Source organism: Streptomyces sp. NPDC037301 (genome assembly GCF_055602785.1).
The window spans coordinates 1-8,408 of the sequence record NZ_JBVJWD010000115.1; the positions used below are offsets into that span (position 1 = coordinate 1).

The window sequence follows — 8,408 nt, forward strand, 5'->3', positions numbered from 1 at the left end:
CATCACCTGACACACAATCAGACACTGACCCGAAATCCATCGGTCGCCACAAAACACCACCACCGAATTCACCACCCATCAAAAAATGACCCACCATCCAAATTCCCGAACCCCGAAAAACCACCAACCAAAAACACAGACTTAGCCAACAGAATTGTCGATCCAGAGCCACACCAGAAAAACACTCTGTACCAGGATCTGTACCACGCACAGGCGGCCGGTGCTGTCGGTACTCGTGAACATCGGGTTGTGCCCTGACGGGGAGTGCGGCCTAGATTGCATCCGGTGATCAAGCGCGGGGGCGAACATGACGGACAGCACTGACCCAAACGGTGGCAGCACGGATCCGCGTGTGGTGAGTCAGCCGCTGCCGCCGGAGGTGCCGGCCCCGCGCTCCGAACCATCGCTGCCCCCCGAATCCACTGGCCTCGATGCGCCCGGTATCCCGCCAGCAGCTGACGGACCGGATCCCGACTGGTGGCGTGCGCCCGCAACCGGCGTACCGGAATGGGCCGACGCCGACTCGGCGCCCCCTCCCGGGGCCGGGATGCCCGGCGTGCCGGAACAGGGCCACTGGCCCGGAGCGGACAGCGATGCCGGGGCCGGGGCCGGGCACGGCATGCAGGGCATCGTGGCCGCGCACGAGATCGGGGCTCAGATCGGGGAGGCGATCTCCTCCCACCTGCCAGGAGCACAGGAGCAGTCCCGGAAATTGGATCTGCGGTGGCTGCTGCTGCGGTACAACATCCCGGGCATCCTGCTGGCGCTGCTGGTGACGTGGGGCGGGCGCAGCAGCGTGGACCGCATGGCGGCTTCGGTCTCCGAGGACGGGATTTTTGCCCCGGTCGGGGTCGTCCTGTGCTTCGTGCTGGTCGGGCTGGTGCTGATGGTCCTGCCGATCGGTAGCTGGCTCGGTGCCGCGCTGGGTCACCTGGTCTCGGCCGTGGCCGTCGGACTGGTCCGGCTTTCCAAGCGGGCGTGGACGACCCCGTACGTCGGGTACCTGATGCGTCTGGCCGTGGCCGTCGTGGTCTGGAGCTTCCTCATTGCCGTCATCCGCGTCATCTGGCGCGCGGCGGTCCACTTCCTGACAGGAGCGTGAGCATGAACGACACGGGAGCCGCTGCCGGCGGGATCGGGGCGGTCGCCCTGGGGCTGGTGATCCTGATGTATCAGATCGGGCGGTGGCGGGGCGGTGACCCGACCCCGAAGGTCCACTTCTTCGCCGGCGTCGCCCTGGCCGCGCTGCTGTTCCTCGGTGGCGGGCTTTTCGGGGTGATGGGTGGCGCCGCCGCGGCTTTCGGTGACGGGATCGGTACCTACGCCCTGGAGGGCGCTACCGGGGCCGTCGCCAAGGCCGGGGCTGCGGGGCCGGTGACCGGCGGGGAAAGGGTCGCCGTGGGCGGGGCGATCGCGGGGCTGTGCCTGCTCGCCCTGTACGCGGGCCTGATCAAGTCCGGGCGCGCCGACCTCAGGGAGCCGGTCATTCGCGGGGCGGCGGTCGGGGTGTTTTTGGGCGCTTCGGCTGGGTTGATCGGGATGGCCCTCGGTCTGATCCGGACCTCGGGCAACACGATCGGCAACATCTTGATCCACACCATCTGAGCGGGAGCAGCGCATGTCCGGGGGTTTCGGGGTCGGGGTGCGGCACCTGCGTGCCGAGTGGGGCCGCTGGTGGCGAGTGGAGGATCTAGCCGATGTACACCTTGCCCATCGCGCCCTGAACGAGCAGTGGCGGATGTGGGAGGGGATCCGGCGGCGACACGCCGCGGAGCTCAAGACGAACATGAACCTGCTCCAGCAACAGCAGCGGCAGGCGACGTACATGCAGATGCAGCGGATGCAGGCGCAGCGCAAGAGCGGCTACCAGGGCGGCCGGTACGGCGGGTTCAGCATGTTCGGGAGCGGCGGGGCGTCCCCGATGATCTCCTACCGGATGATGCAGTGGGCCCAGCTCCAGATCAAAATGGGCCAGGAGCACTTCCAGCCGCAGCCCGTCACGCCGCCGATTCTGGCCGCCTCCCGCGATCAGGTCCGCTCCCGTCGGCATCTCACCGCTCTCGTCCTGATGATCCTGCTGCCTGCTGCCTGGATCGGGGTGTGGGCGCTGTCGGTTCCTGCGGCGCTGGTCGTCGCCGCGCTGGCGGGCGTGTGGTTCGCGGGTCTCGCGTACGCCAAGGGCCGCAACCCGCGCAAGCGCCGGCCGCCCATCCCCCGGCTGCTGTTCGTGCCGCCACAGGAGATCAAGGGCGTGGAGCTGACCGAGGAGCCCGCGGACCCGTTCCCGCTCGCGGAGGCCGGCCGCGACCCGGCACGGGTCCGGGAGGCTGTTCGCCTCGCGGTCCTCAGGCACAAGCGCAGGGTGGAGATCGAGGAGATCCGAACCCCGGTCGAGACGCAGTACGGATGGGAGGTTCCTATCGTGCTGAAGGTCGGAAGCCTTGCCGATTTCCCCGCCATCCTGAAGGACTTGGCCACACCGCTACGGGTCGGCACGGGCCGCATCATGGCCGCTGCGGCATCTCCCGACGACGCGGCCGAGATCAAGCTCCGGATCCTCACCAAGGACCCGTTCGAGCACCCGCTGCCGATCCCCATGCGGCCACCGGGCTCCTGCTCGATCCGCAACCCCTTTGACCTCGGACTGTCCATCGAGGGCCAGACAACACCGGTCCTGCTCGCGGGGCAGCACGCCATCGTGGTCGCGGACACAGGCGGCGGGAAGACGGCGCTGATCCAGCGCATCGCCGACTTCGTGACCGCCTGCTTCGACGCGGTGATCATCGACATCGACCCCGTCAAAAGGGGGTTGAAGGTCTTCTCGCCGCTGGCCGCAATGACCGCGCGCAGTCCCGAAGAGGCCGAGCTCGTCCTGGAGCGGCTGATCGCGGAGGCCAAGCGGCGTATCGCGTCGATGCCGCCGACCCAGAACATGTGGGAACCCACACCCGAAGACCCCGCGATCGTCGTGGTCCTGGACGAGTTCATCAAGCTCTCCCCCAGGGGCAAGGAACTGGCGATCGAGCTCCTGCGGAACCTCGGCCGAGAGGCCCTGGTCTCCGTCGTCATCGTCACGCAGGACGCCACCCAGGACGTCATGGGCGACGCCATCGCGGACGTGCCGGGCCTGCGCATCATGCTGCCCTGCCGCGCTGGCGACGTGCCCTTGGTCGTCGGCCGCCAAGACGCAATCTCCCTGGGCTGGTGGCCACATCTGCTCGTCCCCTCACCCGACCCGGAAGAGCCGGCCGACGCCGGACGCTTCTACGCGATCGCCCCGCGCCACCGCGAACCGATCCTGCGCTACGCCTCCCTGCTGCCCCCCGACGAAGCCGCACGCCGGGTCGAGGAGCGCCTCAAGGCCCCACGGCCGCAGCTCACCCTCGGCGGCCACCACACGGCCGTCAAAGTGCCGCCGCCGGTGCGGCTGTTGCTGGACGCGTTCGCCGCGCACCGTGACCCCGAGGCGCTCACCATCACCGAGCTCGGCAACTATCTCGCGGCCGCCGCGCCGGACGTCTACGGGCGCTGGGAGGGCAAGCAGAATCGGAACCTGATGATCGGGCGGACGATCAAGTCCGAGCTGCGGGGCGTCGGGATCGACATCGCCACTGTCCGGCTGCCGGACCGGCCGAGGAAACCGGCCGCCTACCGGCTGGCCGACATCAGGAAGGCGGTGTCGTGATGCGTACCCGATGCGTGCACGATGCGTACCAGGGCCCCGATGGTGCGTTCTGGTGCGTCTCCAACACCCTCCGAAGGCTCCTGCAGCGTCCAGGCGATGCGTGCGATGCGTCCGCTCCGTACGCATCAGATCCCTACTCTGACCTGCGCGGACGCATCGAACGCATCAGAAAGACACCCCCCGGTGGAGGCCCTATGACCCCGCAGAATCCAGCTCAGCACGCCCGCGTTGCCGCCGATGCCCTTGAACGGCTCGTCCGCGACGTCCAGACCGGCCGCGCCACCTGGGCCCCGCACACCGCCAGCCAGGCCGTCGACGACCTGACCCGGATCACCACCGCGGCCGCCACCGCCCTCCAACAGATCGCCGCCGCCCACGGACAGCACACGCAGCCGGGCCCACGAACCACCCAGTGCCTGACCGCGCTTCACCAGGCTGGCCAGTACACGACCACAGCAGCCACTCAACTCCGCACAGCCCGCCACACTATGAACTGAACGTCACCGAGCGAGGGGGAACTCCCGTGCCGCGAATCCGGCATCACGACCAGGAGCGAGGGATCAATGCTGCCCGCTGACGACCCGTGCGACGCCATCACCGGAGCCGCCGGAAACTACTGCCGATCAGGCGGGGGAAGCAGCGGCGGAAGCGGGAGCGGCGGCGGTAGCGGGGCGCTCGACAGCCTTGACCCGCTGCACCAGCTCGCCCAGGAAGTCGCGAACGCGGCAGCCTGGACGGCCGGACAGCTCGGCAAGGTCGTGGCCGACCGCAATTCCGTCGACTTCACCAACGGCAACTTCCTCCAGCAATACGCGGTGGTGTTCGCCGCCTCCGCGGTCCTGGTCCTGGTCCTGTGGCTGCTCGCCGTCGCCAAACGCGCGATGCGCGGTGTGCCGATGGGCACCGCGATGGGGGAAGCGATCGGGCTGCTGTGGCTCGCGGTCGGCGCCGCGGCGTTCACCCCGCTGATCCTCTACACCCTCGTCGGCGCGGTCAGCTCGGTCACCGATGCTCTGGTGGCCGGCCTCGGGAACGGCGGCGCCGATCTGTTCGCCACGCTGGGCAACAACTTGAAGGCGGGCAAGACCGGCGGAGGCCCGGTCATTCAGATCATCATGTCCCTGGTGACGATCCTGCTGTGCGGGGCCCTGTGCCTGCTCCTGGTCCTGCGGGCACTGAGCCTGTACGTCGGCGCGGTCCTCGGCGTCGTCGTCTACTCCGGCCTGGTCGACAAGGACCTCTGGGGCCACGTCCGCCGCTGGGCCGCCGTCATGGTCGGCCTGGTGCTGATCGAACCGATCGTGGTGATCGTGCTCGGACTCGCGTCCGCACTGGAAAGCACCGGCGAGCACGGACCGGTCGTCACCGGGCTCGCCGTGTCCGTCTGCGCGCTCGGCGCCGCCATTTTCCTGATCATGAAATTCCCCGCGTTCGGCGACTCGATAAAGGTCGCCCGTACAGCAGGCCGGGCCGCCGGGGGCGCCGCCCGGATGGTCACCGGAGGTGCGGGGGGCGCGGGGGCCGCGGTGGGTGTGCAGCGGGGTATCTCCACCCACGGCGCTCGCGGCGGCGACCGCCCGGTCAACGGCACCTCCCGCAGCACCCCGAAACCGGCGAATCCGATCTCGGGCGGGATGGGCGCGCACGGGTCGCGCACCCCGAAACCGAAACCGAAGAAGGACGAGTAGCCGGGCCCAGCGAAGCGGGCCGCAGCCGGGTGCTGGCTGCGGCCCGCTTTTTGCGGTCCCGACGGGTCAGGGGCGGGTGTGCAGGTTCACCAGGAGCGGGGACGTGCGCTCCCCCTGCACCGAGGACAGTGAGACCACCGCGTGGCCCGGCGGCACCGCGTGCGCGAGCTCGGACGCGGACCACCGCTCCCGCTCGACCTGCCGCACCGTCACCGCCCGCGTCGTGACGGCCTTTCCGGTGATCGCCTTCCGCACCGCGTGCCACGCCCGGCCGCCGGTCGTCTCCGCGTAGACCTGCCGGTCGGTGACGTCCCGCGTCTCGATCCACTCGGTGCCCCATGCCTGGGCGAACTGCTGCCCGTCCCACTGTGTGATCCCGGCCAGGGCCACCCGGCACCCGAACGCGCCCAGCAGCGGTCCGCGCAGCGGGTCCGCCACGTCATCCAGCGTGCGCAGCGCGAGCACGAGCCCCGCGTGCGCGGACCGCAGCCGCTGTATCCCGCGCACCGCGTCTGCGGTGACGGTGGCGGTCGCGTCGTCCAGGACCAGGGCGGCGAACAGTGACCGGTCCTCCCGCTGCACGGCGTACGCGGTGAACTGGGCAAGCACGAGCCGCGCCAGGACGCGCGCTGCGTCGGGGTGTCCCCGGTCGGGCAGATCGATCCGGACCCTCACCGGGTGATCGAGGGCCCGCAGCGAGAACGCCCGCCCCTTGCTTTCGGGATCGAAGAACGCGGCGAACGCGGGCCGGTCCAGCAGCGCGACACGGTCAGCGAGCACCGCACCAAGACCGCCCGGCACCGCCAACTGGCGCCCGCACGCGTCGAGATCGCGCAGCAGCCCCTGCTGCCCCGACGTCTCCAGAGCCGCCCGCAGCGCCTCCAGCACCCCCGGCACGCCGTCCAAGAGCTGGCGGAGCTCCGGCACGGACGGAAACCGGCCGTGGACCGCCCGGAACGGCCCCAGCAGCCGCCCCAGCACGACCGCCGCGCGGCGACTGTCCCCGCCCTGCTCCCCCGCGAGATCACCGGTCAGGGCTTCGGCCAGCACAGCGGCTGCTTCGTCGGGGTCGGTGGTCCCGCCGTACAGGTCGAGGTCGTGTGCCGAGTCCGGGTGACCGATACGGACGACGATGTCGTACTGCCCGGCCGGTCCCAGGTCCGTGCCGGCCGCGCCCACGACGACCACCGCGGCCCGTCCGGCGAGCGCCTGGAGACACAGCGCCTCGACCAGCGGCCGGATGACCCGGGTGGTCTTGCCCGCGCCGGACGGGCCGACGGCCAGCAGCGACGTGCCCAGCAGATCCGGCCCGACCCCGAGACCGGCGGCCCGGTACGCGTAGGGGTTTTTCGCGGTGTCGGCCGCCGTGCCCAGCAGCACCTGATGGGTGAGCAGATCATGCCGCGCCACCCGTGCGGGCAGGTCCCGCGCGCCGGACGGGTGCGCGCACGCGGCGGCCCCGCGCTCACGGACCGCTGCGACAAACGCTTCGACGCGGTGCCCGGACCGGGCGGCGTGCCAGGCCCGCATGATCCGGGCGTGGTCGACGTCGCGCATCAGGCCGGTGCCGGCGTCCGAGGCCAGCCGGTCAGCCGCGGCGTCCGCGCCCGCGGCCCGCAGGTGCGGCCACTGGGCCGGGTCGTCCTCGAGGGCCGGCGCCGGGCTCGGCGTCTCGGGCCGCAGGGGCGATACGCGGGAGGCACCGTAGCGGCGCCATACCTCCGCCCATCGCCCCATCCGCCCGGCAGTGAACAGCAGTCCCCCGCCGATCAGGGCGTAGTAGCCGTAGTACACCAGGACCGTGGTCGTCTCCCCCGCCTGCCCGTACCGCCAGGAATCCGGCGTCACCAGCTCCAGCGGGAGCAGCCACCACAGGCCGACGTAGCCGTTGTACATCAGCGACCACACGCACCAGGCCGCCAGCAGAGCGAGCAGTGCACCGGTCACCAGCTGCCGGGCCGGCACCAGCTCCGGTTCCTGCTCCGGGCGCGCGCGGTGCCCCAGCCGCCATATCCCCACAGCCGCCTCCGGCCGCGGGGTACGCAGCCACGCGAGGAACGCCGTCCCGTCGGGGCGTGGTGGGACCGGTGCGTGGCCGGGTACGGGTGGCACCGGGCCCAACACGGACTCGTGCGCGTCGTGCGTGCCGTCGGCACCCATAAATGACCCCCTGACCAGCCGATTGCCCGTACCGGCCCAATCTAGCCCCGCTGAAAAGGAGTTCAGCGCCCCGCGCACCGACCGGCCCCTTCAGCGCCCGCGCGAACGCCCCGAGGAGAGGGAAGAAGGGCGCCTCTTCCTGTACAGAAGAGGTGTCAGTGCGGCGGGTCAGTACGTCACCGCCTGCTACCTGCGGTGCAGCGGCCACCGGGCAGAGGCACGGGCAACCCGTTGCGCAACCCGCCCGGCAACCCGAACCGCAACCGGACAGGCAACCCGTTGCGCGCCCTGTAGCGGCACCGAGCAGCCCGCGGTGAGCGTGACGTGGAGGCGTCATACCCGCCGGTATAGGCGGATTTCGTGACGGCTGTACGTCACGCTTCCCACCCCGCCCGGCGGGCCGAGCGGCGGCGCCAAGCCCTTGATCTGCACGTCCCGCAGCAGTACACCGTGTCCCGTCGACGGCCCCCGCCGGCGAACGTCATCCGGCCGCAGACCGGGCACGTCAGCAGCCGGATCATGCCCGTGTCGTCGTTCCACTCCGCTTCGCCGAGCATGAGCGCGAGCCTCATGATCCGGTCGGCGGTCTGCCGGTCCCGGTACGCCTGGGCCCGGCAGGCGTCATCGCAGTACCGGCGCCGGGCCGGCGCGCGCAACGGGAGCCGGGCCCCGCACGACGCGCAGAACCGCACACGGGCCATACCTCCAGGATCGCGCCGACCCGATGACCGGCCCACCGCCCGCCCGCCGGTACAAGCCCGCCCGGCCCCCGAGGCCGGGCGGGCCCGGGTCACTGGCGCAGCCATGCGGCGAGACCTCCCGCCGCACCGAGGAGGCCGCCCAGGGCGCTCAGGGGCCCGGTGAGTGCGGGGTGC

At 71.0% G+C, this 8,408-nt stretch carries 8 protein-coding genes; 6 read left to right on the forward strand and 2 right to left on the reverse strand.

All coding sequences use genetic code 11. The annotated features are described in order from the left end of the window. The 6 genes from ACZ7IB_RS48210 to ACZ7IB_RS48235 all read left to right on the forward strand — a co-directional run. On the forward strand, positions 1-258 hold a 258-nt coding region (locus tag ACZ7IB_RS48210), incomplete at its 5' end, for a hypothetical protein (protein WP_470921647.1). A 94-nt stretch (positions 259-352) separates the two neighbouring features. Beyond that, positions 353-1,102: a hypothetical protein gene (locus tag ACZ7IB_RS48215; RefSeq protein ID WP_470921649.1), complete on the forward strand. Its 750-nt coding sequence runs from the start codon at positions 353-355 to the stop codon at positions 1,100-1,102. Between the two features lie 2 nt (positions 1,103-1,104). Next, positions 1,105-1,605, forward strand: a complete 501-nt coding sequence (locus ACZ7IB_RS48220; RefSeq protein ID WP_470921651.1) for a hypothetical protein — start codon at positions 1,105-1,107, stop codon at positions 1,603-1,605. Positions 1,606-1,618: 13 nt separating this feature from the next. Further along, positions 1,619-3,685, forward strand: a complete 2,067-nt coding sequence (locus ACZ7IB_RS48225) for a type IV secretory system conjugative DNA transfer family protein (protein ID WP_470921653.1) — start codon at positions 1,619-1,621, stop codon at positions 3,683-3,685. A gap of 194 nt (positions 3,686-3,879) precedes the next feature. Then, a complete protein-coding gene (locus ACZ7IB_RS48230; RefSeq protein ID WP_470921655.1) occupies positions 3,880-4,182 on the forward strand; it encodes a hypothetical protein in 303 nt (100 codons plus the stop codon). 66 nt (positions 4,183-4,248) lie between these two features. After that, complete coding sequence (locus ACZ7IB_RS48235; RefSeq protein WP_470921657.1) at positions 4,249-5,373, forward strand: hypothetical protein; 1,125 nt, start codon at positions 4,249-4,251, stop codon at positions 5,371-5,373. A gap of 66 nt (positions 5,374-5,439) precedes the next feature. Here ACZ7IB_RS48235 and ACZ7IB_RS48240 read toward each other — a convergent pair whose 3' ends face one another. Together ACZ7IB_RS48240 and ACZ7IB_RS48245 are read right to left on the reverse strand one after the other, a co-directional pair. Beyond that, positions 5,440-7,533 carry an ATP-binding protein gene (locus ACZ7IB_RS48240; protein ID WP_470921658.1) on the reverse strand — a complete coding sequence of 698 codons (2,094 nt, stop codon included), beginning with the start codon at positions 7,531-7,533 and terminating at the stop codon, positions 5,440-5,442. 374 nt (positions 7,534-7,907) lie between these two features. Continuing rightward, complete coding sequence (locus tag ACZ7IB_RS48245) at positions 7,908-8,234, reverse strand: hypothetical protein (RefSeq protein ID WP_470921659.1); 327 nt, start codon at positions 8,232-8,234, stop codon at positions 7,908-7,910. Positions 8,235-8,408 lie beyond the last annotated feature (174 nt).

Coding starts and splice junctions, on each gene's coding strand:
- ACZ7IB_RS48240 (WP_470921658.1), bottom strand. CDS start 7,533: ATGGGTGCCGACGGCACGCACGACGCGCACGAGTCCGTGTTGGGCCCG.
- ACZ7IB_RS48225 (WP_470921653.1), top strand. CDS start 1,619: ATGTCCGGGGGTTTCGGGGTCGGGGTGCGGCACCTGCGTGCCGAGTGG.
- ACZ7IB_RS48245 (WP_470921659.1), bottom strand. CDS start 8,234: ATGGCCCGTGTGCGGTTCTGCGCGTCGTGCGGGGCCCGGCTCCCGTTG.
- ACZ7IB_RS48230 (WP_470921655.1), top strand. CDS start 3,880: ATGACCCCGCAGAATCCAGCTCAGCACGCCCGCGTTGCCGCCGATGCC.
- ACZ7IB_RS48235 (WP_470921657.1), top strand. CDS start 4,249: ATGCTGCCCGCTGACGACCCGTGCGACGCCATCACCGGAGCCGCCGGA.
- ACZ7IB_RS48220 (WP_470921651.1), top strand. CDS start 1,105: ATGAACGACACGGGAGCCGCTGCCGGCGGGATCGGGGCGGTCGCCCTG.